The 26,447-nt window shown below is 68.9% G+C and carries 24 protein-coding genes and 5 pseudogenes; 13 read left to right on the forward strand and 16 right to left on the reverse strand.

Annotation, left to right across the window (positions count from 1 at the left end; genetic code table 11):
* Window positions 1–378 precede the first annotated feature (378 nt).
* Window positions 379–1,053 (forward strand): formylglycine-generating enzyme family protein, encoded by a 675-nt coding sequence (locus QMK28_RS03240; RefSeq protein WP_326435427.1) that lies wholly within the window; start codon window positions 379–381, stop codon window positions 1,051–1,053.
* Window positions 1,054–1,337: 284 nt separating this feature from the next.
* Here the strand turns inward: QMK28_RS03240 and QMK28_RS03245 are convergent.
* Window positions 1,338–1,896, reverse strand: a pseudogene (locus QMK28_RS03245) (transposase family protein); the annotation flags it as partial.
* Window positions 1,897–2,014: 118 nt separating this feature from the next.
* A pseudogene (locus QMK28_RS03250) lies at window positions 2,015–3,428 on the reverse strand (NF041680 family putative transposase).
* Window positions 3,429–3,678: 250 nt separating this feature from the next.
* Here QMK28_RS03250 and QMK28_RS34145 point away from each other — a divergent pair.
* Window positions 3,679–4,026: a zinc finger domain-containing protein gene (locus tag QMK28_RS34145; protein WP_443050520.1), complete on the forward strand. Its 348-nt coding sequence runs from the start codon at window positions 3,679–3,681 to the stop codon at window positions 4,024–4,026.
* Between the two features lie 29 nt (window positions 4,027–4,055).
* Window positions 4,056–4,622: a hypothetical protein gene (locus QMK28_RS03255; RefSeq protein ID WP_326435428.1), complete on the forward strand. Its 567-nt coding sequence runs from the start codon at window positions 4,056–4,058 to the stop codon at window positions 4,620–4,622.
* Window positions 4,623–4,645: 23 nt separating this feature from the next.
* On the opposite strand, the pseudogene QMK28_RS03260 reads toward QMK28_RS03255, so the two are convergent.
* A pseudogene (locus QMK28_RS03260) lies at window positions 4,646–5,103 on the reverse strand (transposase); the annotation flags it as partial.
* Between the two features lie 22 nt (window positions 5,104–5,125).
* Between QMK28_RS03260 and QMK28_RS03265 the strand changes: the two are divergent.
* On the forward strand, window positions 5,126–6,226 hold the full coding sequence (locus QMK28_RS03265) for a M20 family metallopeptidase (RefSeq protein WP_326435429.1): 1,101 nt from the start codon (window positions 5,126–5,128) through the stop codon (window positions 6,224–6,226).
* A gap of 781 nt (window positions 6,227–7,007) precedes the next feature.
* Here QMK28_RS03265 and QMK28_RS03270 read toward each other — a convergent pair.
* A complete protein-coding gene (locus QMK28_RS03270) occupies window positions 7,008–7,889 on the reverse strand; it encodes an ABC transporter permease (RefSeq protein WP_326435430.1) in 882 nt (293 codons plus the stop codon).
* A gap of 126 nt (window positions 7,890–8,015) precedes the next feature.
* On the opposite strand from QMK28_RS03270, the gene QMK28_RS03275 reads away from it, so the two are divergent.
* Window positions 8,016–8,411, forward strand: a complete 396-nt coding sequence (locus QMK28_RS03275; RefSeq protein WP_326435431.1) for a hypothetical protein — start codon at window positions 8,016–8,018, stop codon at window positions 8,409–8,411.
* Window positions 8,412–8,440: 29 nt separating this feature from the next.
* Here QMK28_RS03275 and QMK28_RS03280 read toward each other — a convergent pair.
* Window positions 8,441–8,761: pseudogene (locus QMK28_RS03280) on the reverse strand (FtsX-like permease family protein); the annotation flags it as partial.
* A gap of 160 nt (window positions 8,762–8,921) precedes the next feature.
* Entirely contained in the window at window positions 8,922–9,110 is a 189-nt protein-coding gene (locus tag QMK28_RS03285) for a transposase (protein ID WP_443050527.1), read from the reverse strand.
* Between the two features lie 141 nt (window positions 9,111–9,251).
* Between QMK28_RS03285 and QMK28_RS03290 the strand changes: the two genes are divergently transcribed.
* Window positions 9,252–9,422 carry an alpha/beta fold hydrolase gene (locus QMK28_RS03290; RefSeq protein WP_326435432.1) on the forward strand — a complete coding sequence of 57 codons (171 nt, stop codon included), beginning with the start codon at window positions 9,252–9,254 and terminating at the stop codon, window positions 9,420–9,422.
* Between the two features lie 249 nt (window positions 9,423–9,671).
* Here QMK28_RS03290 and QMK28_RS03295 read toward each other — a convergent pair whose 3' ends face one another.
* On the reverse strand, window positions 9,672–10,472 hold the full coding sequence (locus QMK28_RS03295) for an MFS transporter (RefSeq protein WP_326435433.1): 801 nt from the start codon (window positions 10,470–10,472) through the stop codon (window positions 9,672–9,674).
* 362 nt (window positions 10,473–10,834) lie between these two features.
* Here QMK28_RS03295 and QMK28_RS03300 point away from each other — a divergent pair, with 362 nt between their 5' ends.
* Window positions 10,835–11,434, forward strand: coding sequence for an RDD family protein (locus tag QMK28_RS03300; RefSeq protein ID WP_326435434.1), 600 nt, complete (start codon window positions 10,835–10,837; stop codon window positions 11,432–11,434).
* A 361-nt stretch (window positions 11,435–11,795) separates the two neighbouring features.
* Here QMK28_RS03300 and QMK28_RS03305 read toward each other — a convergent pair whose 3' ends face one another.
* The gene (locus QMK28_RS03305) at window positions 11,796–12,557 is read right to left on the reverse strand and encodes a hypothetical protein (RefSeq protein WP_326435435.1); all 762 of its coding nucleotides are present in this window, start codon (window positions 12,555–12,557) and stop codon (window positions 11,796–11,798) included.
* A gap of 290 nt (window positions 12,558–12,847) precedes the next feature.
* Entirely contained in the window at window positions 12,848–13,315 is a 468-nt protein-coding gene (locus QMK28_RS03310) for a Pycsar system effector family protein (protein WP_326435436.1), read from the reverse strand.
* Between the two features lie 219 nt (window positions 13,316–13,534).
* On the opposite strand from QMK28_RS03310, the gene QMK28_RS03315 reads away from it, so the two are divergent.
* On the forward strand, window positions 13,535–14,047 hold the full coding sequence (locus tag QMK28_RS03315; protein ID WP_326435437.1) for a DinB family protein: 513 nt from the start codon (window positions 13,535–13,537) through the stop codon (window positions 14,045–14,047).
* A gap of 361 nt (window positions 14,048–14,408) precedes the next feature.
* Here the strand turns inward: QMK28_RS03315 and QMK28_RS03320 are convergent, their stop codons facing one another.
* Window positions 14,409–14,615, reverse strand: coding sequence for a hypothetical protein (locus QMK28_RS03320; RefSeq protein ID WP_326435438.1), 207 nt, complete (start codon window positions 14,613–14,615; stop codon window positions 14,409–14,411).
* Between the two features lie 203 nt (window positions 14,616–14,818).
* Between QMK28_RS03320 and QMK28_RS03325 the strand changes: the two are divergent.
* Window positions 14,819–16,047: pseudogene (locus QMK28_RS03325) on the forward strand (GDSL-type esterase/lipase family protein).
* Between the two features lie 284 nt (window positions 16,048–16,331).
* Here the strand turns inward: QMK28_RS03325 and QMK28_RS03330 are convergent.
* From QMK28_RS03330 to QMK28_RS03340, 3 genes are all read right to left on the reverse strand, one after another.
* Window positions 16,332–16,940: a hypothetical protein gene (locus QMK28_RS03330; RefSeq protein WP_326435439.1), complete on the reverse strand. Its 609-nt coding sequence runs from the start codon at window positions 16,938–16,940 to the stop codon at window positions 16,332–16,334.
* Between the two features lie 925 nt (window positions 16,941–17,865).
* Window positions 17,866–18,543, reverse strand: coding sequence for a hypothetical protein (locus QMK28_RS03335; RefSeq protein WP_326435440.1), 678 nt, complete (start codon window positions 18,541–18,543; stop codon window positions 17,866–17,868).
* Window positions 18,544–19,266: 723 nt separating this feature from the next.
* Window positions 19,267–19,989, reverse strand: coding sequence for a hypothetical protein (locus QMK28_RS03340; protein ID WP_326435441.1), 723 nt, complete (start codon window positions 19,987–19,989; stop codon window positions 19,267–19,269).
* Window positions 19,990–20,173: 184 nt separating this feature from the next.
* Between QMK28_RS03340 and QMK28_RS03345 the strand changes: the two genes are divergently transcribed.
* Complete coding sequence (locus QMK28_RS03345; RefSeq protein WP_326435442.1) at window positions 20,174–20,524, forward strand: hypothetical protein; 351 nt, start codon at window positions 20,174–20,176, stop codon at window positions 20,522–20,524.
* 250 nt (window positions 20,525–20,774) lie between these two features.
* On the opposite strand, the gene QMK28_RS03350 is transcribed toward QMK28_RS03345, so the two are convergent.
* Window positions 20,775–21,554, reverse strand: a complete 780-nt coding sequence (locus tag QMK28_RS03350; protein ID WP_326435443.1) for a S1 family peptidase — start codon at window positions 21,552–21,554, stop codon at window positions 20,775–20,777.
* Between the two features lie 770 nt (window positions 21,555–22,324).
* On the opposite strand from QMK28_RS03350, the gene QMK28_RS03355 reads away from it, so the two are divergent.
* The 3 genes from QMK28_RS03355 to QMK28_RS03365 all read left to right on the forward strand — a co-directional run bounded on the left by QMK28_RS03355 (window position 22,325) and on the right by QMK28_RS03365 (window position 23,825).
* Window positions 22,325–22,705: a peptidase inhibitor family I36 protein gene (locus tag QMK28_RS03355; protein WP_326435444.1), complete on the forward strand. Its 381-nt coding sequence runs from the start codon at window positions 22,325–22,327 to the stop codon at window positions 22,703–22,705.
* 218 nt (window positions 22,706–22,923) lie between these two features.
* Window positions 22,924–23,187, forward strand: a complete 264-nt coding sequence (locus QMK28_RS03360) for a hypothetical protein (RefSeq protein ID WP_326435445.1) — start codon at window positions 22,924–22,926, stop codon at window positions 23,185–23,187.
* 293 nt (window positions 23,188–23,480) lie between these two features.
* On the forward strand, window positions 23,481–23,825 hold the full coding sequence (locus tag QMK28_RS03365; RefSeq protein ID WP_326435446.1) for a hypothetical protein: 345 nt from the start codon (window positions 23,481–23,483) through the stop codon (window positions 23,823–23,825).
* A 144-nt stretch (window positions 23,826–23,969) separates the two neighbouring features.
* Here the strand turns inward: QMK28_RS03365 and QMK28_RS03370 are convergent, their stop codons facing one another.
* Window positions 23,970–24,353, reverse strand: a complete 384-nt coding sequence (locus tag QMK28_RS03370; RefSeq protein WP_326435447.1) for a hypothetical protein — start codon at window positions 24,351–24,353, stop codon at window positions 23,970–23,972.
* A gap of 551 nt (window positions 24,354–24,904) precedes the next feature.
* Window positions 24,905–26,413, reverse strand: coding sequence for an alpha/beta hydrolase (locus tag QMK28_RS03375; protein WP_326435448.1), 1,509 nt, complete (start codon window positions 26,411–26,413; stop codon window positions 24,905–24,907).
* Window positions 26,414–26,447: the final 34 nt, after the last annotated feature.

A 26,447-nucleotide genomic window follows, 5' to 3' on the forward strand; every position in this document is an offset into this window, starting at 1 on the left:
CGTCGAGAAGCCGGGAACCGTGCCCCGCCCCGAACCGTCCCGAGCCGCCCGAGCAAGGATCATGAGTCCTGGCTCCCGCGTCGACCGCGTCTTCGCACTGCTGCGATCCGAACCAGATCGCTCCTTCACCCCGAGCGAACTGGCACGGACGCTCGAGATCATCAATATCAACAGCTTCAGCGTTCAACTCGCCACCTGGGCCCGCCGCGGTCTGCTCGCCAAACCCGCACGCGGTCGCTATGCAGCCCCGAGCAACTGCCCCGCACCAAGCCCCTTGACCTGCGCCGATCCGCCTTAACTACGCGGCATTGCATCAAACCCGGAACGGTTCAGTCGATCTGGTCTGTCTCCGCACAGGCGCGGTAGGCTCACCTGATCATGGATGCGAGCGCAGGAAACGAGATGATCGCCATCCCGCCGGGGCCGGTAACGCTGTCGGACCGGCGGACGCAGCGCAGCTGGTCGGTCGAGCTTGCGCCCTACCAGCTCGCGGCGTTCCCGGTCACCCAGGCGCTGTACGAACAGATCACCGGCCAGCGGCCGAGCACCGCTCAGGGGGACGAGTTGCCTGTCGAGGGCGTGTCCTGGTGGGATGCGGTCCGGTTCTGCAACGCTCTGTCCCAACGCGACGGGTGCGCGCCCGCCTACGATCTCCAGGCCGACGGCGAAGGCATCGAATGGGACGCGTCCGCTGACGGGTACCGGCTTCCGACCGAAGCCGAGTGGGAGCACGCCTGCCGTGCCGGTACGACCGGACCGCATTACGGGCCGCTCGACGAGATCGCCTGGTACCGCGTCAACTCGCACGAGCGCATTCACGACGTGGGAGGCAAGCGGCCCAACCCGTGGGGTCTTCACGACATGCTCGGCAACGTCTGGGACTGGTGTTGGGACGTCTACGACGCCGAGGTCTACGACACCTACCGGGTGCTACGTGGCGGTGGCTGGTTCGACGAGCACTGGAGTTGCCGGGCCTCCGCACGGCGCCGCAGCCACCCGAGCTTCCAGGTCGACGACGTAGGGTTCCGCATCGCACGTTCCATCGCGCGCTGATCCGCGTCGTGCAGGGAGGCGCTGTGACCTGGGGTGCCTCAAGTTGAGCGAGACACCGAGCGTTCGTCTGTCTCGCTCAACCTGAGGAAATTTGTCACGCTGCCTTGGGCTTGTGGGCGAGGAAGAAGCCTTGCCGGGGCTTCTCGCTCTCGTCGGGTTCGCGGATCATCTGGGCGTCCATGACGAGGCCGGCCTTGCTCATGAGGTCGGCGTCGGGCGCTGAAGCGTTCCGCGCTCGCGCACTGAAATCTTCCGTGTGGGCCGACATTGAGCCTTTTCCAACCTCAGGTTGAGGCGTGGTGAAGGACGACGACAGCCTTCACGATGTCGGTGATTCGGTTGGTGCTGCAGCGGAGCTTCCGCAGGAGGCGCCAGCCCTTGAGAGTGGCCATGGCCTGTTCGCCGAGACAGCGGATCTTGGCGTGGGTGCTGTTGTGTCGCCGCTTCCAGCGTTTGAGTCGACGGCCCCTGAACGGCACCCGGACGGGGCGGCCGGCACCCTGGTAAGCCTTGTCCGCCCAGCACTTTACGTCGGCCTCGGCGAGCGCGTCGATGATGCCGTGGTGCCGGGCGGCGGTCAGGTCTTGGGTCGAGCCGGGCAATGCCGGCGAGGCCCACAGCAGTCGGCCGAACGGGTCGGTGAGGACCTGGATGTTCATGCCGTGGCGTTTGTGTTTCCCCGAGTAGTACGGGGGCGTCGGCGGCGATTCGGTCGATCGGCAGCAGGGTACCGTCCAGGATGACAAAGGCTTTCTCCCGTACGGTCTTCATCGCCTCGGTCAGGGTCGGCGCGGCGGTGGCCAGGACGTCGATCACCTCACGTATGTATCGGTACACGGTCGCGAGCTCGAACACGTCTACAGCGCCGTCGCCCTCAACCTCATCCGCCTGAGCGCCTGGTGGAACGGCCGACCACTCGACCGCCGCCACACCAGCCACCTCGCCCGACTCGAACTCACCCTCACTGCATAGCCGAATGGGCAACAGGGTCTTTGCCGACGTCGTAGCGAGGTACCCGGTGCTTGTTCTTGGCGCCGGGTGGACGTCCGGGGCCGGTGCCTGTGGGTTGGGGAACACGGGTCGGGCAGGCGAGGTGAGCGGATGTTCCTGAACCCCCGGCGGACCCGGGCCGGGGTGAGCCGGCCGGAGGCAGCGGGCTTCTCCCACGGGCGGCGGAGGTCATCGGCGAGGGGACGGGCGAGCCGGAGCTGAGTGTGGGCGACGATCAGGAGCCAGGTCCAGCGGTCCGCGGCCTCGGGCGTGCGAAGTTTCGGGGTGGTCCAGCCGAGGGTCTGTTTCGCGAAGCGGAAGGTGTGCTCCAGATCGAAGCGGCGTAGAAACGCCTGCCGGCAACGGTCCACATCGTTGGGGGCGGCGCCGGTCTTCGAAGACCACGACCATACCGGCGGAGCATCCCGTTCCTTCGACAGGAACTCGACCTTCAGCCGGATCAACGTGCCTTCCACCAAGGGAAGTTCGCCCTCGTGGTCGAGCCATGCCGAGCGGTGGGTGAGCCGAGGGTGGACCCGGTCCCATGCCTGGGTTTCGGCCTTGCCGTAGTTGCTGGTGTCGGTGGCCGTGGTGATCGCGGGCTCGGGCCAGGTCTCCGGCTTGGTGAAGCGGAACTCCGGCCCGTGCTTGGGCGGCCGGCCGTTGACGCCGTGCGTCCTCGGCGGCTTCGGCAGGCGCATCACGCGGTCGGAGCGGACCCGGCCGACCAGCTCGACGGGCAGGTCTCGCAGGACCCAGGCCAGGCGGGTGACGTCGTAGCCGGCATCGCTGACGATCACGATGTCCGGGTCCCCGGCCTGCCACTGACCGGCGGCGATGAGCCGCTCGACGACTCCTCGCAACTGGACGGCGGTGACAGCGGTCGCGTCGTCCACCGGTGTGAGCCGCACCGCGTCCAGGATCGCGGTCCAGGAGGTGGCGCCCGGCTCCAGCACGGCAACGAAGGAGTAGGGCCAGCCCGGAATGAACTGCGAGGCCGTCTTCGCGCGACCGTAGACGTGGCAGAACAGCCGCTCCGCCGAGCACGGCGCGTCCGAACGCAACCACGGCGACACATCGACCGCCAGCACCAGCCGCCCGCCGTCGAAGCGGGGCAGCGACAGCCCGGCCAGCACGGTCCGCAGCCGGTCCATGTCGATCCGGCCATGGTTCAAGCCGCCGTACATCGCTCCGTGCCCACGACGATGCTCAGGCGACAGTGTCAAGTCCACCGGAGACTTCACCGCCCCGTCCGCGCACAACACCGCGTCGGACAGCTCGAACAGTTCATCGCGCCGCGCGGTCAGACACGCGTAGAACTCGCCCCGGAAGCGTGACGCCTCCGCGAACGCTTCCCTCCGGACAGCATCAGGCAGCAGACTCACCCTCACGGTCTTCGTCTTGGTCACGTGCACCTTGGTCGGAGCACATGATCAGACGAAGGCCGCCTCCACGTCCGGCGAATCCCCAGGTGAGCGACCCAGTTCGAGGCGTCGTTCGAGACCGGTAGATAAAGAACAAGCTGAGAGACCACGGACTCTCGCCGGACCGCATCCGGTTTGCCCCTGATCTTCGTTCTCATAACCTCTCGCAAAACAGCTTTCGCACAATGCCTCTCGCGATAGGTTCTGCGACATGCCAGAGCTCGCCGAACCGGCCGTCGCCGCCGAACAGTTCGACTGCCCCACTTGTTCCGTCCCCGCCGGAAGCACCTGCCGCACCCGCGGCGGCAAGGTCGCCCCGATGTACCACACCCCGCGATTCATGCTCGTCCCCCAACTCCGCGCCGAGCTCGAAGTCCGCACCCCCGCCGACCGCGGCCCCGGCCGCACGTGGGAGATGGGCCCGGCCATCGACGCCGCCGCCCCGGAGGCCGCGGCCAAGCCCACAAGGGTGCTCCCCACGCACGTGGGGATGGTCCCTTCTCCTCGTCGACGACCTGTCCAGGGTTGTAGTGCTCCCCGCGCAGGGAGGATTGGGTAGTAGCTCCGCTACTTGATTGAGGGTCCTTGATGAGTCTGACCGGCCAGATACTTCCGCTCGTCGGCGTCGTGCTCGGCGCTGTCACATCGTTCCTGGTGGGGAGCCTGAACGAGCGGACAAGGTGGCAAAGACAGCAGTCCGTCCGGTGGGACGAGCGCCGGCTGACTGCCTACGCCGGGTACATCGCTGCCGTCAAGGAACTCGCCGCCCGCTATCAGCGCATCGCTGCGGCACGCGGGTTGGTCACCGGCCCTGCGCCCCTGGAGCTCACGGACGAGGTCCTCGCTGAGCTCGCCGAGTGGGAAGCCCGCCGGTCTGCCTTGTCCGCGACGTGCGGGCTCCTGGGAGACACCGAGACGAACACCGCGTCGAAGCCGCTGAACCACTGTCTCTGGCGTCTGGAACACCTTGCGCGGGGCGTACCGACCGAAGTCGAGCAGAACTGGGAGCAGGCATACCAGGAGTTCAGGGATGCGCGGCGGCAGTATGTCGAACGCGCCCGGGTCAGCCTGGACGTGCCCGGGGCTGTCACTCGCGAGGTCGCCTGGCCCGCAGCCTGGCGGCCCGCATCACACTCATCCCGGACAGAAGACTGACCCCGGACCGATCACGGCCGGAGTCACAGCCGGATCGCGGCGACGCTGACCGCCCCGTAAAGACGTAGGCCCTGTCGTCACAGCGGGCCGCGACCGCTCGGAAAATCTTGAGCCGGTTGATCGTCCGCTCGACTTCGTTGCGACGACGGTAGATCGTCTTGTCGAAGCTGGTCGGACGGCCACCCTTGTCGCCACGGCGCTTGCGGTCGGCCCGCTGGTCCTTCGGCTCCGGGATCGTGTGCCTGATCTGCCGCCGACGCAGGCAACACCGGCTGCGGCGCGACGAATAGGCTTTGTCACCCCCGAGGTGGTCGGGCCGAGTGCGTGGGTGTCCGCCTCCGGGCCGGGGTACTCGAATCTGATCCAGCACCGGGATCAACCACCGGGCGTCGCCCCATTGGCCAGGCGCCCGCGTGCCGTCCGCTGCAGGCGACCGCGACCACACCCCGGCGGAACGTCGGGGGCAGTCCTTTCCGCCACGGAGTGCCAGCTACCTTTGCAACATGACGATGCACAAGACCGTCCGTGTGAGTGTCGACGCGATGATTGAGGACCTCAGGACACTCGTCGAGATCGAGTCTCCGTCGCGCGATCTCGACTCCTTGAGCGCATCGGCCAAGGCTGTCGCCGCTGTCATCGAGAGCCGCCTTGGCGGGCAGGCCATCCTCGTTGAGAGCGAAGGCGGGCCGCACGTCCACTGGTCAGCCGGCGGCGATCCCAAAGTACTGATCCTCGGTCACCATGACACGGTGTTTCCGCTCGGCACCCTTGAACGCCGCCCGTTCATGGTCGAAGACGGGCATGCAACCGGCCCCGGGGTCTTTGACATGCTTGGCGGTTTGGTACAGGCCGTTCATGGTCTGGCAATGCTGGATGACCGGTCAGGCGTCGAGATCCTGGTGACCGCCGACGAAGAGGTCGGCTCCCGCTCCTCTCGAGCTCTCATCGAAGAACGAGCCCTCGCTTGCGGCACTGTACTTGTGTTCGAGGGCGCCGCTGATGGCGGAGCCCTGAAGACCGGCCGTAAAGGCTGCGGCACCTTCCAAGTCTCTATCGCGGGCCGGGCGTCGCACGCAGGCCTTGAGCCCGCAGCCGGGGTCAACGCCCTGATCGAAGCATCACACCAGGTACTGGATATCGCAGCGCTTGGTCGACCCGATATTGGCACGACTGTTACCCCGACCGTCGCGTCCGCAGGAACCCTGGACAACGTCGTTCCCGCAGAGGCGACCGTCATCGTCGACGTCCGGGTCGAGTCGGCCGGCGAGAAAGAACGAATCGAATCTGCGTTCGCAGCACTGGCTCCGCATCTCGCTGAGGCGGAGATCGCGGTTCAGGGAGCTGTCAGCCGACCCCCGATGCCTGAGTCGGCGTCGGCCGAGCTCTTTGCCATGGCAAAGCAGCTGCTTCCTGACCTCGAAGGCAAGGCAGTCGGCGGCGGGAGCGACGGCAACTTCACGGCCGCACTAGGGGTGCCGACACTTGATGGCCTTGGAGCAGTCGGGGGCGGTGCCCACGCCGACCACGAGTACCTGGTGCTCGAAGCCATGGCCGAGCGGGCGAACCTTGCTGCTGGACTGGTGAACGCGATTCAGAACACCTAGGAGAACGAGAATGTGTGGAGCCGGGCGCGACCTGTGAGCGATCACGCGAGGGCGCGATCTGCGAGATGCGCGTTCGGTGATCGAACACCGCTGCCGACACGGGGCGCTGAGGCTGACTCGCAGAGCAAGACGCAACACGCACAGACTTTGCCACAGATCTTCACTTCGGCAACCTCACCACCAGCGAGCCGACCCTGCTCGACTTCGAAGGCTTCGGCCTGGCACCGGCCGGCTACGACGGCACCCTGCTGTACGCGTACTCCCTGCCGGCCCCCACCACCGCAGCATGCATCCGGACGGAATTCCCCGCCCGCGACACCACGGCCGGACGAACCGCCCAACTCGTCGCCGCCGCGACCTGCTGCAGTCCGCCTCCCGCAGCGACCACCCCGAGCTCACCGCCCCGCTGCCACCCGGATCAGGAGTTGTTCGCGGTAGGCGGCCAGCACCTTGTCTCCCCATCGGTCATCCGGGTAGGCATCCGGATCTGTCTCCCAACGCTGCACGAAGTCCGACAGGGGGCCGCTGCGGGGTGCGGGGAGCAGGGGCGGACAGTTCCTGCCACAAGTCGTACGATGCGCCGGTCACGCGGTCGGAGGCGGCCGAAGGCTGAGTGCCGTCGAGGAGCTTCCGAGGCCCGCCGGCGCATACCCGGAGCGCTTGGCCCGCCGATGCCGTCCCCAGCTGTGGCGTCGTGGATGAACCGCAGGTCGTCCCCGTATCCCGGGGTAATAGCGAAGAGCGCCTGCCCCGTCGCGTTGCGTGCGATCCCCGCCGCGCGCTATTCGCGGGCGGCACCTGCCTCCATCGGGCGCGTGCGGAGCAGGACGCGGGCCGGGAGGCCGGTGGCGGCCAGGCCCAGGAGGAGCACACCGGCTGCGATCGCGGCGGCGACGCCGGGCGGTACGTACGGGGCGCCGCCGGTCAGACCGCGGGCGATCGGGGTGAGGGTCGCCCAGGCGATGGCCGCGCCGATCCCGATGCCCGCGGTGCCGACGAGCAGCGCCTCCCAGCGCATCATGCCGAGGACCTGGCGGCGGGTGGTGCCCGCCAGCCGCAGCAGCGCGACCTCGCGGCGCCGGTCGAGGACCGTCATGACCAGGGTGTTGGCCGCCGCGACGGCGGCGAACCCGCCGAGGACCATGGCCATCACACCGTTGGCCCAGGCGCTGAGCTCCAGGTCCTTGTCGACCTGCGCGCCGTAGCCGGCCCGGTCGGTGACCGTGACGCCCGGCGCGTCGAGCCGCTGGAGCGCGCTCGCCACGGCGGCCCGATCGGCGCTCCGCGTGTCGCGGACGAGCATCTGGCTGTCGTATGCGGCCGGCACATGTCCGGTGACCGCCGCGCGCGGCAGCAAAACCTGGCCGAGTCCCAGGCCGCGGTCGTAGGTGGCGACGACCCGGGGGCGCACTGTGGTGCCGTCACCGAGCAGCAGCTCGACGCGGTCACCGACCGACGCCTGGACGACGTCGGCGAGCAGCGTGTCCACGGCGACGGTGTCGTTCCCGGCCAGTCCGGCCAGCGCGCCGTCCTTGACGCCGAGGTCGAGCACCTTGGCCAGATCAGCCGGATCGCCGGAGATCCCCAGCGTGCTCGCGGAGGCGAACGTATCGGCCGCCTTGTAGAGCACGCTGGTACGCAGCACCCCGACGGCCGCGTCCACGCCCGGCACCCGTGCCGCCTGGGCGGCGGTGCCGGCGGGCAGTCCCGCACCGGTGCCGCTGACGATCTGGTCGGCGACGACACCGTCGCGGACCTGCTCCGCGGACGCGTGCGTGATGTGCTCTGCATGAAGACCAAAGTGCCGCAGAAGGCGATGACCAGCACGATCGGAGTGATCGCGGAGGCCAGCCTGCGGGAGTTGGCCCGGGTGTTGGTGGCGGCGAGCACCCCCGGTGCCCCGCCGCCCGCGTGCAGCGGCAGTCCCAAAACGGTCGCGGCGAGCCAGGCGACGAGCGGTCCGAACAGGGCGACGGCAACCATGAAGAGCATCACGACCCCCAGCGCGAAGTTGGCCGCGTCCGCCCCGGTGGCATGGGCGGCGAGCGACGCCATAACGATCCCCCCGACAAGCGCGACCGTGCCGAACGCCATACGGACGATCCCCGGGCGCCGCTGTTCCACCGCCGCCTCACCGAGTGCCTGGCTGGGCCGGGCCTTGGAGGGGCGGCGGGCGGCCAGGTAGCCGGCGAGCAGTGACGCGAGCAGACCCGCGCCGACCGCGCTGACCATCGGGGTCCACCCGGTGGACAGCTTCAGTCCGGCGGGCACCGCGCCACGGACGACCAACTGGTCGAACCACCAGTGGGCGAGCGCCAGTCCCGGCAGGATGCCGGCCGCCCCGGCGAGCGGGGCGATCATCACCGCTTCGGTGGCCACGGTGCGGCGGATCTGCCGGGGGGTCGCGCCGATCGCCCGCAGCAAGGCGATCTCCCGGCTCCGCTGGCCGATGGCGAGGGCGACGGTGCCCATGACGACGAAGACCGCGGTCATGGTGGCGATGCCGCCGAAGGAGCCGCCGAGCGCGGTCAGCATCTCCTTCCCGCCCGCGAGTTCGGGGTGTTCCACCTCGCCTCGGGCGTCTCCGGTCCGCACCAGTGCGTCGCCGCCCACGGCGTACCGGACCTGGTCGGATAACCCGAGGTCGGGGGTGATGAAGACCCGGCTCTGTCGACGATCTTGTGATCGGGGGCGGTCAGGCAGCGAGGACGATGCGTTCGCGGAGCAGGTCGAGGTTGGCACGACCAAATCCCATCCGTTTGAGCAATTTGACGCGTGTGACCTGACCCTCGACCTGACCGGAACTCCAGGTGGTGGACAACCCTGCGGTCACTGCGGCTTGGTCGCGGCGGATGCCATTGATGAAGGAGCGGAGTTCAGGCAGCTCATTCGATTCCCGTCACTCGCTCCACAGTCAAGGCCCAGGTCAATGCCCGGGGCCACAACAAAACCTGCGGCCAGGATCTACGCGCACGTGACAGGCCCGGCCAGCATAGGACTCCTAGCAGAATGACCTCGGAAGCCGGTGCTGTTGCTCGCCGGTGAGTACGACGTCGGGCTGCCGCCGCGGAATGCCGCCGAGCATGCCGGTCTCTTCGAGCATGCCGAGTTGGCGGTGCAGCCCGGCGCCGGGCACCTTCCCTGGCTCGACGATCCGGCGTGGTTCACGCGGACGCGGGCGGCCTTTCTCGGATGACCGCGTCGAGAAGCAGCTTCGCGGCCACCGTCGCCCCGTCGGTGCGGATCGCGCCGACCCACGGCGGTCGCCCGTGCGCGGGTCTCGGGGGTCAGGGTCGCCTTGAGCGCGGCTGACAGGGACTCGGTGGCCGGAGTCGGACCCTGGCAACGATGGAACATGCCAGCCAGCCAGCCGAGCACCAACTCGCCGCCCTGGACGACCTCTACAACCTCGCGAGCGCGGCGGACAACGCTCATCCGACAGAGATCAAGACTGCAGGTTAATACTCTGCGAGCCCTGACTTCTCTCCGAGATCGGCGCGTTATCCATCGTCGGTTCCCCTGGCTCTGTGGGCTTTCGAGTAGGACGTAAGGCGGTCGCCAGCAGGACTGCTCCGGAGAGTGCGATCAACATGGTCCAGACCGCGCTGACGTGCATGGCGTGGATGAACGCGTCATCGGCGGCGTGCGCCAGGGCGGGCTGGTGGATCGCGGTGGCGGCATGCCGGGCCTGTTCCGCGGAGACCCGTGCCTGGTCCTGTACTGGGCCGGGCACATCGTGCAGCGAGGCTTCGATCCCGCGCCGGTACGCGATCGACATGACCGTGCCGCCTACCGCGATCCCGAGCAGGCTGCCGGTCTGTCGCACGGTGTTGGTGACGGCCGATCCGGCGCCGGCCCGTTCCAGCGGCAGGGTACTCATCAGTGCTGCCGTCACTGGGCCGATCACCATGCCGATCGAGAGGCCCTGGACCAAATAGACGATCTCGTTCCAGACGAGTGGGGTGTGCAGCCCGAAGAACGCGAGGGAGCCCATGGCCAGTCCCGCCGTGGTCTGCGCCGTCGCGGTAACGGCGCGTAGCGACCAGCGGCGGACCAGACGGACGCCGAGCGGCGCCCCCACGATCGAGCCGAACGCCGCCGGGGAAAAGGCCAAGCCCGCCTCCAGCGGTGAGAAGCCGCGTGCGCCTTGCAGATAAAACGCGCCGTAGAGGCTGGCGGCGGTCATGGCGAAGAACAGCAGCCCGAGCGCCGCGTTGGCGCCGCCGAACATACGGTGGGCGAGCATGCGGGGATCGAAGCTGGGCTGTGCGTGGGGCCGGACAGCAGGTCGAGGACCGGCATGCCGTACTGCGCGGACAACTGGTCGAACACCCCACGTGACATTGAATCGGTGGGACCGTAGTCGTCCCGTCCGCTCCTGTCTCATCCCCGGTCCGATGCCCGCCCGGAGCGGTGTGAGCTCGCTGCTGTGGCGGCTCGACGTGAATCTTCAGATGCGGACTGCTGATCGGATTGGACATGCAGTCAAGTTACGAACACGATGAACGCGCAAGATCGCGACTGTGCGGGGGGCCAACCGCTCGTGCCGCGAAATAGCCCTCCACTCAGGTCGCTTCGTCCCCATTTTATGCCTGGAGAGACTGCGCCATGAGCTTCGGCGACCCTAACAACCCCTACAGCCAGCAGCCTTCGCAGGGCCAGCCCGGTTATCCGCAACAGGCGCCGCAGGACGTGCCCCCGCAGTACGGCTACCCGCAGCACGCGCAACAGCCGTACGGGGCGTACCCGTCGGCCGGAATGGCCGGCATACCGGGGGCAGGGCTACCGCCGCTGGCCCACTGGGGGCAGCGCGCCGGGGCGAACCTGCTCGACGGGCTGATCATCGCGGGTCCGATGTACGCGCTGGGGATCATCGACCTCGCCAACAGCGACGACCCGGCGAACGCCGCCCCCGGGCCCCTCTTCCTGGTCGGCCTGGTCTACTGCCTCGGCATGGCCATCTTCCAGCTCTACAAGGAGGGCAAGACCGGTCAGACGACCGGCAAGAAGGTCCTCGGCATCAGCCTGCGCCGGGAGGCCGACGGCAGCACGCTCGGCTTCGGCATGGCGTTCGTGCGCAAGCTCGCGCATGCCCTGGACACTATGGCCTGCTACCTCGGCTGGCTGTGGCCGCTGTGGGACGCCAAGAAGCAAACCTTCGCCGACAAGGTGTGCAGCACGGTTGTCATCAAGGTCGACAAGGGCTGAGCCGCCGACCGAGGTTAGATGGGACGGCTGGGCGAGGCCGTCCCATCCGGCAGCCCGGTGAGCGTGCGCCCCGTCCGCACCCCTGCCCATGCCCCTCTGAGGACCGTCGCTGTCTCCACTCGGCAGAAGGGCCGGTACGACTGCGGGCCGCCTCACGGCCGGCTGGCACCACGGCTCTGGTCATGGGGAACAGGGCCGCAACCTCCCTTCGCACCACGCGACCGCAACCCGTCCTGTCGCTCCATCGCCCGCAGGGTTCGACCGATCGCGCCACCCGCGTGCGTGCAGCGCCGTGCGAACACGGCCCGTGCCGGCAGATATCCCGGCTCGTTGTTCTGCGGTGATACCTCGGCCTCGGTCGTCAGGAGGAGTCTGCGGGCCGGGTGCACAGGCGGGCCGCGGGGCAGGTCTCACAGTCCTTGCGATCCAGCCATCCCGTCGCCCGGATCGCGGCGAACAACTGCCGGGCGTGGTCGGAGCCGTTGACGCCGTCGAACGCGCCGTACTCCTCAGGGTCCGGCTCCTGCCGCTTCGCCCGCTGGGCTTGCATGTACGCGAAGGCGCCGAACTGGTCCGGCGGCAGTTCGTCCCGGGCCTGGTGCGGGATGCACACGCCCGGCACGGCCGCCGCGTCCGGATCGCCATCCATGATCCAGCGGCCCCCGGGCCGGTCAGGACGGCCGACCACACACCGCAGCATCAGCACATCTTCGTGTTCCTCCACCAGCAACGCACCTGCGGCGTGGAGCTCGTGCAGGCCCGCCCGCACGTCCTCGGACGCAGCAGGCAGACCGAACCGGGCGCCGAGCTCCGCCAGCGGTAGGATCATTCCTTGATCATCGCCTGTGGTCAGAGCGACTTTGCCGATCTCGATCGCCATGTCCAAGCTCAAGGCCGCCAGCGGCACCTGACGGCCGTAGCGGGGACCGAGCCTGGCGAGCCTCACCATGAGATCCCGCGATGCCTCATCCAGGCGGTCGTCGGCGAGCGCATAAGAGGCGTCGAAGCCGCGCTGCACCTCGACCCATTCGTCGTACAGCGCGCCCGGCGGACGCAACTGCCGCAACGTGTAGGTTGCGGCGGCCCGGGTCCGACGAGGTTTGCCCAGCTTCTTCCGGCCCATCTGCGCCGCCCTCCGTATGCTGCCTGCGTTCGTCACCTGCCCAACGACGTCCCGGATCCGGAGGTGCGCGCTGCGCGGGCCCGAGTCACAGGAGCCGGCGGCTCGCACGGATCGCCTCCAGGGCGCCCGGTGCCGAGCAGCAGCACGGAAGCGACCTCGCCCAAGGCTTCGGGGACTGAGGATGTTCACATGCCCCTGTGTCACGCCGGGTTGGATGCCATGGCGGTGACCCGGTTCTTGAGTCGGTGGCTGTTCATGGGTGGAGAAGACGGGCTCCCAAGACGGCAAGCTCAGACCGTGACGACGAGGACAGCTGCGAGCGCCAGCAGGCCGAGCCCCGCGAGCATGCAGTCAACTGCAACCCGGATCAGTCGGAACTTCCGCATGGCCAGTGCTGCCATAAACCTCAGATGGTCCACTTGGTAGCCAGATGTCAGCCAATCGCGCAGTTGATCGGAGCTCGACTGGGGCCAGCTCGTCCAGCCGCTGCCTCGAAGGTTCGGACGGACGGCGAGTAACAGGATCAAGGTCGCGGCCAGCAGCGCAGCGGCGCCGAGAGACGCGGCCACGGCAGCTGGAACGGTCGGATGGAGTTTCGAGGCTGTCGAACCCACCGCCACAAGTCCGGCTCCGGCCAGGGCCAGCAGCAGGCTCGCTTTGGAATCGGAACGAGCCAAGTCAGCTTGCAGTGTCGTCATCATCGCGGCGATACGGTCTTGCGTCCTGTCTGGCTGCAGGTTGGGAGCGGTGGTTGCCATCAGTGTGCCTTCTCCCACCTCATCGGCCGACTTCAACGTGCCCAGGGCCACCTGCCAACGGCCCCAGGAAAGGCTCTGCGCAGTCCGTTGAGATATAGGACGTCGTCATCGGCCGCACAGTTCCGTGGCGTTCTGCTGCCGCGAATCGGCGGTGTCCGCGAGCACCCCGTACAGCCTGTCACGAGCGCATTGTCAGACCCCCCTGCCACGCTGACGACCATGAGCACTCCCGAACGCGCCATGCCCCCCTTGAACGCCGATGAGCGGACCTCCCTGGAAAGCTGGCTCGACTTCTACCGCAGCACCCTCGCTCAGAAATGCGACAGCCTGGAGGAGGACCAACTCCGCGAGACATCCGCGGCGCCCTCACCCATCACGCTGCTCGGCCTCGTCCAGCACATGGCGGAGGTCGAAAGGAACTGGTTCCGCCGCGTCCTGGCGCAGGAGGACGCCCCGCCGATCTTCACCCCCGATGCCGACCCCGAGGCCACCGACGGTGGGTTCGACCTCGACGAAGGAGCCACCTACGGGAAGTCGCTTCCGATCTGGCAGGCCGAGATGGACCATGCCCGTAAGAACTGCGCTGCGCACACGCTTGAGGACACCAGCCCTTTTATGGGCGGGCAGGTCACCCTGCGCTGGATCTACACCCACATGATCACCGAATACGCCCGCCACTGCGGCCACGCGGACCTCCTCCGCGAGCGCATCGACGGCCGGACGGGCGTCTGAGCACTCTCCACCCACGGGCCAGCGGCGGAGCCAAGTCGGATCTCGGCGACGGCGCCGGGGCCAATCCATGAAAGTCCGGTACCGATGCCGGTGACAGTCCGGTGCCAGTGCCGCGGAGTGTCCAGGGACGTTGTCGTACCCTGCAGCCCCGCACCCGGACGTCCTTGAGCTGGAGATGGTCCGGCCTCCGCGTCCGCGTGGGCCCCGGACAACCCACGGATCACGTCCCGGGACAGGCCCTGGCATGGGACTGTCTGTCGCGCCCAGCGTGGTTGAGGCCGAAAGGGCCGTCTGAGCAGGCAAGACAGGACCCACCGGCAGAGTCGCCGTCAGCCCCGGCCACGGGCTGTCGTGGCCTGATTTACCGTCCCGGTTCGTCGGCGTCCGGCCGCTCGGCCACATCCGGAACGTGCTCCCGGCAGTCGGGGTTGTGGCAGGGACCAGCGACCCATGCGGGCACGAAGATACCCAGCGTCTTGTGCCGCTTGATCACCGTCGTCACGGGGTGGTCGCAAGCTGGGCAGACGTGCTCGGCCTGCGTTGCCGTATCACGCTCTTTTCTGCGCATGCTTCTACGGTAGACCCGCGCGGTGCATCCGTGCAGCCCAGCAGCCGCGGACCGTCGAAGTCCCGGTCGGACAGCGACAGGGCGCCGATCCGCTGGGGGCTCGCCCGCTGATCGCCGGGTGACGGCGGCCGTCGGCATCAAATACGCGGGCGGTGGGCCGGAAAAACATGTGCGGATCAGGTATCCGGTGACAGGCTGAGATCATGAACCCTCGGCACGACCCCGTCCCTGGCTCCTCCGTTACTCCCCGGGCAACTACTCCCCGGGCAACGGACTGGATCACCACACCCGTCACCGCTGACCTCCTGCGCGGCGCACTCGACTTGGAGCGCACCGAGCACGGGGTGCTACCGCACCGGCTGCCGGCCCGGGCCCGCGCGCAGTGCGCCGACGGGCAGCTGGCCATGGCGGAGACCCAGCCCTCCGGCGTACGGCTCGTCTTCCGTACCCGAGCCACCGCCATCGAGCTGGACACACTCCGTACCAAGATGGCCTACCGGGGCGCTCCGCCGCGTCCGGACGGGTTGTACGACCTGCTCGTCGACCGCAGCCTGACCCGGCAAGCCAGTGTGACCGGCGGCAACGTCCTGATGGTGGACCTGGCCACCGGGTCTGCGGAAACCCGTCCAGGCCCGGTCGGCACCGTCCGGTTCCCCGGTCTGCCCGACCGGGTGAAGGACATCGAGATCTGGCTGCCCTACAACGAGATCACCCAGTTGGTCGCCCTGCGCACGGCGCCCCCGTCGAGGCCCTGCCGACAGAGGGCCGCAGTGTGTGGCTGCACCACGGCAGTTCGATCAGCCAGGGCTCCGACGCCGCAAGCCCCACCACGACCTGGCCGGCGCTGGCCGCCTCTCTCGGCGGTGCGGAGCTGACCAATCTCGGTCTGGGCGGCAGCGCCCTGCTCGATGCGTTCACCGCCCGCGCGCTGCGGGACACCCCTGCGGACCTGATCAGCCTCAAGATCGGCATCAACCTGGTCAACACCGACCTGATGCGTCTACGCGCCTTCACTCCCGCGGTGCACGGCTTCCTCGACACCATCCGAGAGGGGCATCCCACTACTCCGCTGCTGGTCGTCTCGCCCATCCTGTGTCCCATCCACGAGGACACTCCCGGCCCCAGCGCCCCGGACTTCAATAACCTCAGCGCGGGGAAGGTCCAATTCCGGGCCGCGGGAGACACCGCCGAACCGGCCGGCGGGAAGCTGACGCTCAACGTCATCCGGGACGAACTGGCCCGCGTTGTGAGGCAGCGGGCAGCCGACGACCCGAACCTCCACTACCTCGACGGCCGCGACCTCTACGGCGAAGCGGACTTCGCGGAGCTGCCGCTGCCCGACCAGCTCCATCCGGACCCCGTCACACACCGCCGCATCGGCGAACGCTTCGCCGCCCTGGCCTTCGGCACCGGCGGACCGTTCGCCGCGTGAACCGCGCCGTAGGCGGGCGGCCCCGACACCGCAGCCTCCGCCTACCGGACCGGGACGCATCCCTGGTGCTGCGACGGCTGCTGGGATGCGCGGCTCGGGCAGCGCCGGCCCGTATCCGAAAGCTACGGCCCGCGACCGTGTCCACTCCCCACGCTCGGGCAGGGACACGGTCGCGCCCGGCCGGCCGGCGGCGTTCAGCCGGTCCGGGCTACCCGCCCGACTCACCAGAGTCTTCACACACCACAGTGATCCCATCCGGAACCAGCGGAGTGCTTAAAAAGGAATCAGGCTGCCTTGAACTTCCAGATGTAGGGGTCCTCGTCGTCATCGTTGGCCGCCCAGTGGACCGCCAGTTCCTTCGTCGCCTTCGGGACCATGTAGGTCTCGCAGATGATGTGGCTCTGGCCCTTCTTCCAGTTCTCGATGTCGTTGTCGCTCTCGCAGCCGGGCGCGTCGTCCGCGGCGCCGATGAGCACCGACCCGCGGGTGCCGTCGGCGTAGATCTCGACGTTGTCGCCGACGCCCGGGTACTTGCTGACGACACCGCCGGCCTTGTTCGTGTACTTCACGTAAGCCACCACCGGGACGAGTCCCTTGGCGTCCGCGGGGTCGTTCACGAGCTTTTTGGTCTCGGCCTCGGTGCCCACGTCGACCTTCTGCGCGAGGACGGAGTAGGTGATCTTCCCGTCATCCTCCTTGAAGGCGCTCGTGGCGTCTTCGCCGGCCTGGAGCTCCTTGCTCGGAGCCTCAGCCTTCTGGGGCTCGCTCTTGCTCTTGCCGGCGTCGGCCTTGTCGGCGGTGCCGGAGTCGGATCCGCCGCAGGCACTCAGGGTCAGCGCCAGGACAGCGACGGGCACGGCCGCGCGCAGCAGCACCGTTTTACGGTTCAGCACGTACATCTCCTCGTGGGGAAAAGGCAAGCGCCGCCGCCCCGAAGGCGACGGCTTACGTGAACCCTACGAGTCGGGTCTGACATGTCCCGGACCGGGCTGGCCTGGTCATCCCACAGCACCGCCCCCGCGGCCGACTTCGGGAGCCTCCCCAACGGCCGGATCACGAACCAGCCTCCAGGCCAGGCGAGTTGAACCTGCCTGCTCCGCGAGTCCACTCCCCCGCGCCATCGGCGGCGCGTCCGCTGTCCGGTGAGACGCGGGCGGGCCGGGGCGAGCAGCCCGTACCCAACCGGTATCCGCCGCTCATCGGCCGCGGCCTGCCGCCGCACCAGTGGGCGATGTACCCGGGGTTCCTCCCGGGTTGGTGGCCCGCCCGGGGCAGGCGCGGCACGGACTCGGTAACTGGGGGCACGGAACGGCTGGAACGGTGTTCAGGTGGGCTTGGGCCGGTCTTGCCGAACCAGCGCCTGGCAACCGTGTAACGCGGAGTCGCGTTACACCCCCGGCGAGGCTTCAGGCCGGCCGCCGCACGGGTGGTTGTCCTGTCGCGGCGAAGGTTGATCGTTCTCTCCGAAGGTTGACCGCTGCCCGATTCGTCACATCGACGATTGACCACGCAGGTCAGGCCGCTGCCATGGTGCCTGGTGAACGTTTCAGAGGTCGCTGCCAGCCTCTTGTTCCCCTCCGTGGACATGAAACCCCTGATCATGTCGCGGCGTGTCGCCAGAACCGGCGTTGGCCGAAAGCATTATCGACCAGGCCGCTGGGCCGCACCCGGCGCGCTGGACTCAAGCGCATGTTCGCCCAGATGCAGCTGTTGTCGTCAGTGCGACGCGGCTGTCTCCCAAGACCATGGACGGCTGGCACCGCGCTGACGGCTCGTCGTAACCCGGCTGCCGGAGAGCCTGGCGCAACCGGGTGCCGCTCACCGCTCCCGCCCAACCCGGCCGGCCCGCTCCGCGCGAGCGCGCTGCCGCGCCGCTCGGTACACCGGATCGTCGTCCACGGCCTGGCGCGCAGCACGGGCCTCCAGAATCACGCTGTCCTCAGGGCCCGGCTCCGGCAAAGGATCACCGCCCCGCAACCGCGGCGTGGCCGGATCAGCGTTCTGAGCCCGTACCCGCTCCAACGCCGCGTCCATGGACGCCCGCTGCTCCGCTGACGTCCGGCGCGGCGAGCCGATGCGGGTGCCTGTCAGCGCGCCGGTCCGCAGCGGGCTGCTCAGCAGTGCACGGCGCATGTCCGCGGCTGCCCGGGAGGCGACCTGGGGCGAAGCGGGCCGGCCTTGGCCAGGGGTGAAGCGGTGTTCGGGTTGGCTGCACGCGGGACAGGAGCAGTCGGCGTCCAGGAGCCTGCCGTCCTCACAGCCTGCGGCCTGGCACCAGCCGGCCCGGACGAGGCACACCGCGACCTCGTCCGGATGCCAGCGGCGTCGGCCCTCCGCGTCTTTCTCCGTCAGCGCGTGCGACCAACGGCTGTACCAACGGCGTTCGATGCGCTCGTACAACTGCTGCGGCGAACGGTGGGCCAGCTGGTCCCGGATGGTCTCCGGCACGGAGCGCGGCAGCCGGTGGCCCAGGGCCTGCATCATCGCGTCAGGCACCGCTTGCAGGACGAAACCGATCGGGTCACGCCCCGGAGAACGTTGACGTTCGCCGCACGGTGCGCACATCTGCCGGCCGGAGCCGGGGTCCAGGGCACCGCCGCAACGCCGGCACTCCCGGCGGCAGATCGCGCACAACCCGCCGGGCAGGCCTTCCAGATGCTTGGCCGGCATCCGTCCGCACCACGAGCAGCAGGTCGCGCACAATTGGCACAGCCGCTCCCCGCCGACGCACGCGGTCCACGGGCGGTCCTGGCACCGGCAGCAGCTCTCGCTGTCGCAATGCTCCTCATGCCGGCCGCCACCGCGCCCTGTCACATCCACCGGCTGCGGAATGCGCAACACCTCGGAACCTCCGCACGGTTGGCCGAACGGCAGCCGAACCTCGCTGCCCGTCTCACCAACGGCAGTTGAGGCTTCAGGTCACTCGAAGGCCGACAACTTGCCCCAGCCGGGTGACGCCGTCCCCAAGCACCTGGTGAAGGATCTCGCCGACGCCTGGAGGACGAAACCAGGTACGACGACGCCCGTCGCTACACCACGGCGGCATGGTCGGAGAACGGACTGAAGCGGATCAAGCTCCCCGCGGACGACAGCAACCGAATCGCGGACCTCGCGTGGTCGGACACCAACAAGACCACCGGCCCGTGGCACAACGTCAGCGCGGCCTGGTCCGGCTCCCCCGCACCGACCTCATCCGGGTCAGAGCCGTTGGCGTGCCGGTCAAGCGCTGTAGGCACCCGGTGCGTGCTGCCGGGGCAGGTAGGTCACCTGCGCTTCACAGTCGTACGATCCCCAGCTCTCGCCGGCCCGGCGGTGGCGGCCGGCGTTGTCCTGATCCGCCACCGTGCGGGGGTACGCCGCAGCCGGCGGTGGGGCCTGCGCGGCGGGAATGGACAACTGCTGCACACGCAGCATGACGCTGCGCAAGTCCATACCGAGCTGATCGGCCAGCACCTGTGGATCCAGCCCAGCCCACCAGCCCTGGACCAGGACCGCGTCCATGGAGGAGGTCCACCACGGCGCCCGGGAAGCCGCGGGCGCGGGCTCCGGCGGCGGCGTCATGCCGTCCGGCACCGCAGTGAGATCGGGCGGCGGCAAGGGACCGGCCTGCTGCTCATCGCCCGGGTAGCTTTGAATCGTTTCTGCAGTCGCGCTCCCGGGGCCGTTCCCGCCGGATGCCTGGGCGAAAAGCTGCTCGGCCGTCTCGCGCCCCTGCGCTCGGCCCACCGTGCGCCGGGCCGAGCGCACGGAGCGCTCCCCCACTCCCAGAAAACCTGCCACCGCCCCGTCGCTACCGACCGTCACGGCCATCGCCGCCAGCAAACGAGCCCGGGTCTCCTGCTCAAAGTCCAGCGACCGCTGCGCCATCGCCACCCGCTCCTCCGCCTGGCAGAAGGCCTCGGCCAACGTCGCGTTCCGCTCCCAGACTTCTCGTACGTCCACACCCGCCAAACGTTCGGCGTTCTTCCTCGTTGCGGTTTCCCGCCCCGCCAACCCGAATGCCGACTAAGTCCTCTAAGTTCATTAGATGATCCGCGCTGTCCCGGTCCGGCCTTGTTCGCTTGACGTTGCGAGAACCACCCTATTGCCGCGCATCTCATCGCGAAGAGGGCCTGTTAGCCGACACATGGACTCCCCTTCCCCCCGCCGACTCGCAGAGTCAGCGGCATCCGGCGACTTCGACCTGGCTCCGCCCCAGCCCTGGATCTTTACCGCCGCCACCCCGGCCCCCCACGGCGACATCGGCCACGGAGCCTCACTCCAGCGCGGCGACCAGCACGTCCCTCTGCTCTACTGCGGCCAGGAGCTCAGCGACTTCCTCCTCACCATCCGTCGGCTCGAAAGCGACTACACCCAGCACAGGACACCCGCTCGGCCCGTTCGTGAGGATGGGATTCCCGATGCCGCGACCGCTGTCGCGGCCCTCGCGAAGCCGGCGTCGACGAGCTCGTCGCGGGTGCAGGTACGGGTCATGTGAGTCATGGCGGCCCGCCTCCGTCTCTGCCGGACCGCCATCCTTCCGTACCGCAGCCCAACCGACGCAGCCTGCGACAGTGCGGTTGCACCCCCTTGACCGGCCGCAGGTCACGAGCGGGACCGGCGCAGCGCGGCAGGTGCCAGCCAGCCGGCGGTGGAACCCCGAATGGCCACCGCCGAATTCATCGGCCCTGGAATCAACTCGCGCGACAACAAACCTTCGGCGTTGGCCGGGGAGCTGGTCGCTCCTGCTACGCGACCGGGAGGCCCAGTCCGGCGGCGACCGCGCTGACTCGGGTGTACACGGAGACGGGGTAGTCGTCGTCGCAGTACTGGTTGCCGGTGGAGACGACACCGATCACTTTCCCGCCGGCGACCAGGGGTCCGCCGGAGTCACCGCGGCAGATGCTGTCGTGGGCGCCGGCGGCGGTGACCCCGCACACCTTCTGCGCGTTGGACTCGCTGGGGTCGGTGAAGGGCTCACAGCTCTTGAGCGGCGCCAAGGTGAGCACGGCCGACTTCAGCCGCGTTCCCGGGGTGTCGGTGGTGGTCCTGCCCCAGCCCATGGTCTTCGCGGTCTTCCCGAAGGTGTAGAGGGCCGTGTCCTGGGGCCCTGCCACTGGCAGCGGGGCGTATGGCATGGACGCGGAGAGGGTGATGACCGCCGCGTCGTAAGTGAGCGTGTTCTGAGCGAACTTGGGGTGGATCTTGACCGAGGCGACGTGCCGGACCGTCCCCTTGGTGCTGCCCATGTCGGTGCGCCCGCCTATGATCCGCAGGTCGAGGGGCGCGGCGGCGTCTTTGACGCAGTGCGCGGCGGTGAGCACCTTGGTGGGAGCCACGAGAGTGCCGCCGCAGAACTGCGTGCCGTCCGGCGTCTCGATGAGCATGGCGTACGGGTGGTCCACCACGGTGGTGTTCTGCCCGCCGTGGATGGCGGCGGCCGGTGTCGCGGCGGCCGCGAGACCGGCCGTGGTGAGAACGGAAGCGGTGAGTACGGCAGCCGCGGTACGCCTGTTGAACGTGAACATGTGATCCCCCGGGGCACTTCGCACGCGGTCCGGTGACCGCGCGTCCCTGCTGTGCATCATGATGAGAAGATCAGCGGATCGGTTCCATCACCGGGCGGTGCCGTCGCCACGCCCCGGAGCGGGCTGTGCCCGGGATACGGGCTCGAGCGCGGGCTGCCGATGAGGTCGCCCCCGACGGGGCCACACCCCCGCACTCCGCCGGCTCACGGTCCAACCGCTCGGGCCCGGCCCGGTCACGAGCCGCCCCCGCAGGGTCGGCGCGCTCCTGGACGCCGGTCATGTCTTCCTCAACGCCCGCCCCCAGCGACTCGCTCCCCCGCCACAGCCCTTCCCGCCGCGATCTGCTGACACCGACCGCAGTGGGCGCCGCGCCTCCCAAGCCATGCTCCGCCGACGAGTTGCTGATCACTCGGATGCAGAACGGCCAGGCCGACACGCCCCATCCTGCGTCGCTGCACCGGCCGCTCGGCGCCAGCCGACCGGCCGCAGGCCGTGTCTGCGCTCCGTGACCCCACAGGGGACCCCTGCCAATCGCGCCATGTTGCCCGCCCCCCGGCGGGACCGGTGCCGCGAGCCAGGTGCCGACCAGTCGGCGGGGGGAATCCCGCAACGACCACCGTCGAATTCATCATCCCTGGCACCAATCTCCCAATACGACAAGCCTTTCATCATGAGTTCCATGAATTCATTGACACGGATTACCCGTCCCGAGGAAAGTCAAAGCCACACCACCTGTCGATGAAGTCGCGTAATTCTGGGGGAATTTTTCGATGAAGCGAACCATGGGCATCACGCTGGCCACCCTCGCCCTCGCGGCCGGGACCACCGTGCTGGGTACAGCGGGCGCCTCCCAGGCGGCGGTCGCCTGCGGTTCCGGCATGGTCTGCATCTACCCGCAGACGAACTACGGCGGCGTGCCCTACGTCCGGCGCGCCTCCGACGGCGGAGCACGGTTCCAGAACCAGCCCATCAACGACAACACGTTCTCCGTCATCAACAACTCCGGCCGCACCGCCCGGATCTACCGCAACAGCCTCTACGGCGGATCACACACCTGTATCCTCCCCAACGGCCGCATCGCCGACCTGCAGAGCTACTCCGTCGGCCGCTGGGGATCATCGGTACGCATCAACGACGACAGATGCGGATAAGGACCCCGACACACCGGACCGCGCCACGATCCACTCCCCGCCGACACGCCCAGTCGGCATCCCCTACCAGGGGGCGGGGCGACGGACAGCCGGGCCGTCCCATCCAACATCAGGCCAGGCAGCCGGCCGGGACGTGGTCAGGGGTATCGGCTTACGAGTACATCGGCCTGTGGGGGCTGCTGGCCGATCCCGACAAGGAGGTCCCGCGCAGGGCCGAGATGTACCTCGGCCCGTTCGGCGACGCCAGCGGCTGGTGGTTCGACAAGCGGCACAAGGACACCAAGCGCCTGCCGATGCCCCTGGCACCCGAGCACGAGCACATGACGGGGCTGACGGTCCGGGCCGGGCTCTACTCGATCTACGGAGCCCAGGTCCGGCACGGCAACACGTGGTCCAAGCGCACGGGCAGCAACCAGGGCTCCAACGACGAGGGCGGCAAAGGCAATGAGCGGGGCGGCGGCAAGCCGGAGACCACGCCGTAGTACCCCCAGCCGGGGAATTACATCGCTGAAGAACAACGGCTTCAGCTACGCCCAGTGCCTGGTCGTCGGATTCCGTCCCCTCCAGATTCAACTGCGCTGCGGCACCCCCGATGTGGGGTTGGAGGCACATCAAACAGGGCCCGAACGTCGAAGAGTTCCGCACCCTCATCGGCACACCCGTTGGAACCAATGGCCTTCTCACCGCGCACAAGGTCACTACTCTGGCTGCGTGTTAGCAACCACGTACGGGAACTCGTTCCCCACCGGATGAGGCGAAAGGGCGGATGATACGTATGGTGGCGCAGACACCGGCTGAGCGGGCTCTGGCCCGCTCCTACACCACTGGTTTCGGTCCGGTCGGATTCGACATCTCTGATCTGTCGGTCGATCATCACCCGAACCGCAGTCTGACGTTGACCTACCGGCTCACCGTGGTGCGTCCAGGTCACCCCGACGAGCGGTGGGAGTTCACTCTGCTGTGGGACGACAAGTCCTTCGTGGATGTCTTCACGTCCGCCACGCCCGATCCCGAGCGGCTCAGGATGCTCGTGCACCTGGTCCGCTCCCTGTTGGAAGAGTGGTTCGACACCAAGGGGCATAACCGGCGGTCGGCGCAGATGGGACGCCAACTGCCCTGAACCGCCGCTGATTCGATACCGGGCTCCGCGCCTTCCCTTCGGAGTGCGGAGCCCGGCCTGTCCTCTACGGTGTGACCAACCGCCCTGGCGCCGGCCCTGTCGGGCACGGCCCCGCGGCAGGAAAGCCGCTGCCGCGCCCTGAGGTCACTGGACCACGGGGCCCGGGCCGTAGCCGGGAGTGCGCGGCCTGTTGAACCACTCGCGCGCAGTGCGCCGGCTGAGCAGCACGACGATGGTGATCGCGCCGGCCAGCGCGAAGATTCCGCCCGGGACTCCCCGGAAGGTGGCGCTGAGCGTGAGCAGGATGTGCACGCTCGCCAAGACGATCGAGGTGACGCGCACGCCGTTTTTGGCTGTGCGGTAGCGGAACGCCAGGATGAAGAGCACCCAGCCCAGGAGGTTCTGGCCGCAGACCGCGCCGGCGGCCCGCGAATTGCCTGCGATGCCCACCAGGGCGGCCATCAGCAGGATGATCAGCCCCGTCATCACGAAGATCGTCACCCGCGCGGCACGGACACTGGTCGGCATCGGAACGTGGGGGGACGAGGTTCCGGACGGGCCCGGAGTTACGTAGGCGGCTGGAGCGCCGGGCTCCCCAAACGGCGCCGGGGTGACGGGCTGCCCGTTCGGGGTCGACTGGGGCGAATATTCGTTCGACATGCTGAGACTCTAATCGGCACGAATATAAGGTTCACGCGGCCCGTCAGCCCAGTGCAGTATCCCAACTGCCCCTACGCCGACACCCCGTCCGGCACTCGGTCCATCGCGACGGACACCGGCAGCACCGCAGCCACCACCTGCTCGACCGGTGCCTGGCCGCAGCCACCACCTGCTCGACCGGTGCCTGGCCGCAGCCAGCACCTGTGTCAGCGGGAGTTGGCCGCCGAGCGTCGTGGCCACCCGGTCGGCGGGTAGTCCGCGCGCCGCGTGCGTGGGGCCGGCCAACAGTCGAGGACCGGCCTGCGGCCAGGGGCGCCGCCACGGAGTGCGGGCCACGGCACCTGGCCGCCACGGGCTTCGGCGAGCAGACCTGTGCGGCGGCTCGGAACAGCACCTCGGACTGCTCGTCGGAGCAGGCCTCAGCTCCGCAGGTGCCCCAGCACGGATCGCACCGCGTGGTCCACGGCGTGGCGCGCCTGCTCGGTGTGGTCGATCGTCTCGAACCCGTGGTGACCGAGCGGCACGTCGACCACCTCGATATTGGCGTCGCAGTCCTTGGCGGCGGTCAGGAATTCCTCGACCGTCACCGCGATCTCCGCGCGCTCCAGCCCCACCCGGGTCAACACGATCGGCAACTGCCCCGCAGCGCTCACCGCAGCCGCGGGGCGGAATCGGGTATCCGCGAGTCCCCAGTTCGGCAGCGGCGCGAGCACGGGGTAGGTCGCCGCCACACACCGCAACCAGGGCGGGGGCGCCGCGAGCCAGTCCGCCGACAGCAGCCCGCCGCCGGAGAAGTACCACAGCGCGACGCGTTGCCCGTCGACGCGCGGATCGGCTCGTACGAGCTCGACCGCTTCGGCGACGTCCTCGGCCGCGCGCCCGTAGTCGCCGAGACTGTGCAGCCGGTGATCCACCGTCACGCCGACCGCTCCCAGGCTCGCCACGTACCGGCCGTAGCCGACAAAGGTCGGCCAATCCCGCGGTGTGGGCCGCGTGCCAGGAGGAACCGGGCCGCCGTGGACGAACACCACCGCCGGACGCGGCTGGTCGGCGTCCGGCAGATGGAGATCGACGCGTCCCACCCGCTCGCGACGCCGTTCCGGCACCTCCATGAGGAAGGGGCGAAGATGTGCGGGCTGCTCGCTCACCGTCGCGGCCACCCGGTGCCCCTTCCCCGCGGCGGCTCCCAGCAGCACTTCGGCCAGCTCGTCGGGGCACGAGAGCATCGGCCAGTGCCCGGTGTCGAGTTCGAAGAGGCTCACCCGGGGGTCGGTGAGCGCCTGGAAGCGCGGCTCCCCGAATCCCACCATGGTCTCGACCAGGGCGATGCTCGACCCGTTGCCGGTGCACAGGACGCCCGTCATCGGCAGCTCGGAGACTGCCCCCGACAAGCGGAGCGGCTGGGTCAGCGTGCCCGACGGCTGCGGTGCGGCAAGGCGGTCCAGCCGTGCCAACGCGTCTGCGGAGACGCCCGCGACGCTGCCCCAGCGCTGCCACGCGTCGCGTGACGGCGCGGGGATCCGCCAGTCGTCCCCGGCCGGCTCGGCCGACTGCCGCAGCCGGTCGCGGACCGCCTGGTCGGGGACCAGTTCGAGGGCCGCGTCACCGTCCTGGGGCAGGCCCGCGTCCAGGTGGACGATCCGCGCGATCCGATCCGGGCGCCGGTCGGCGGCGCCCAGCACCGGGTGGATGCCGTAGCAGTGGCCGACGATCACCACTTCCGGCGCATCGACATGGTCGATCAGCCGCACCAGATCCTCGATGTGCGTCTCCAGGTCCGTGTCAGGACCCGCCAGATGGCGGCGGTCTCCCATGCCGGTGAGCGTCGCCGGGTACACCTCGGATCCCGACTCCCGCAGCCGAGCGGTCACCTCCCGCCAGATCCAACCGCCGGTATGGCTGCCCGACACCAGCACGAACGCCGTCATGATCGTCTCCTCGTATGCAGTGGTCCGCGCGGGC

It is taken from the genome of Streptomyces sp. H27-D2, assembly GCF_035828615.1.
In the GTDB taxonomy this organism is placed as follows: Bacteria; Actinomycetota; Actinomycetes; order Streptomycetales; family Streptomycetaceae; genus Streptomyces.

Coding starts and splice junctions, on each gene's coding strand:
- QMK28_RS03240 (WP_326435427.1), top strand. CDS start 379: ATGGATGCGAGCGCAGGAAACGAGATGATCGCCATCCCGCCGGGGCCG.
- QMK28_RS34145 (WP_443050520.1), top strand. CDS start 3,679: ATGCCAGAGCTCGCCGAACCGGCCGTCGCCGCCGAACAGTTCGACTGC.
- QMK28_RS03255 (WP_326435428.1), top strand. CDS start 4,056: ATGAGTCTGACCGGCCAGATACTTCCGCTCGTCGGCGTCGTGCTCGGC.
- QMK28_RS03265 (WP_326435429.1), top strand. CDS start 5,126: ATGACGATGCACAAGACCGTCCGTGTGAGTGTCGACGCGATGATTGAG.
- QMK28_RS03275 (WP_326435431.1), top strand. CDS start 8,016: ATGAAGACCAAAGTGCCGCAGAAGGCGATGACCAGCACGATCGGAGTG.
- QMK28_RS03295 (WP_326435433.1), bottom strand. CDS start 10,472: ATGCTCGCCCACCGTATGTTCGGCGGCGCCAACGCGGCGCTCGGGCTG.
- QMK28_RS03300 (WP_326435434.1), top strand. CDS start 10,835: ATGAGCTTCGGCGACCCTAACAACCCCTACAGCCAGCAGCCTTCGCAG.
- QMK28_RS03305 (WP_326435435.1), bottom strand. CDS start 12,557: ATGGGCCGGAAGAAGCTGGGCAAACCTCGTCGGACCCGGGCCGCCGCA.
- QMK28_RS03310 (WP_326435436.1), bottom strand. CDS start 13,315: ATGGCAACCACCGCTCCCAACCTGCAGCCAGACAGGACGCAAGACCGT.
- QMK28_RS03315 (WP_326435437.1), top strand. CDS start 13,535: ATGAGCACTCCCGAACGCGCCATGCCCCCCTTGAACGCCGATGAGCGG.
- QMK28_RS03320 (WP_326435438.1), bottom strand. CDS start 14,615: ATGCGCAGAAAAGAGCGTGATACGGCAACGCAGGCCGAGCACGTCTGC.
- QMK28_RS03345 (WP_326435442.1), top strand. CDS start 20,174: ATGGACTCCCCTTCCCCCCGCCGACTCGCAGAGTCAGCGGCATCCGGC.
- QMK28_RS03350 (WP_326435443.1), bottom strand. CDS start 21,554: ATGTTCACGTTCAACAGGCGTACCGCGGCTGCCGTACTCACCGCTTCC.
- QMK28_RS03355 (WP_326435444.1), top strand. CDS start 22,325: ATGAAGCGAACCATGGGCATCACGCTGGCCACCCTCGCCCTCGCGGCC.
- QMK28_RS03360 (WP_326435445.1), top strand. CDS start 22,924: ATGTACCTCGGCCCGTTCGGCGACGCCAGCGGCTGGTGGTTCGACAAG.
- QMK28_RS03365 (WP_326435446.1), top strand. CDS start 23,481: ATGGTGGCGCAGACACCGGCTGAGCGGGCTCTGGCCCGCTCCTACACC.
- QMK28_RS03370 (WP_326435447.1), bottom strand. CDS start 24,353: ATGCCGACCAGTGTCCGTGCCGCGCGGGTGACGATCTTCGTGATGACG.
- QMK28_RS03375 (WP_326435448.1), bottom strand. CDS start 26,413: ATGACGGCGTTCGTGCTGGTGTCGGGCAGCCATACCGGCGGTTGGATC.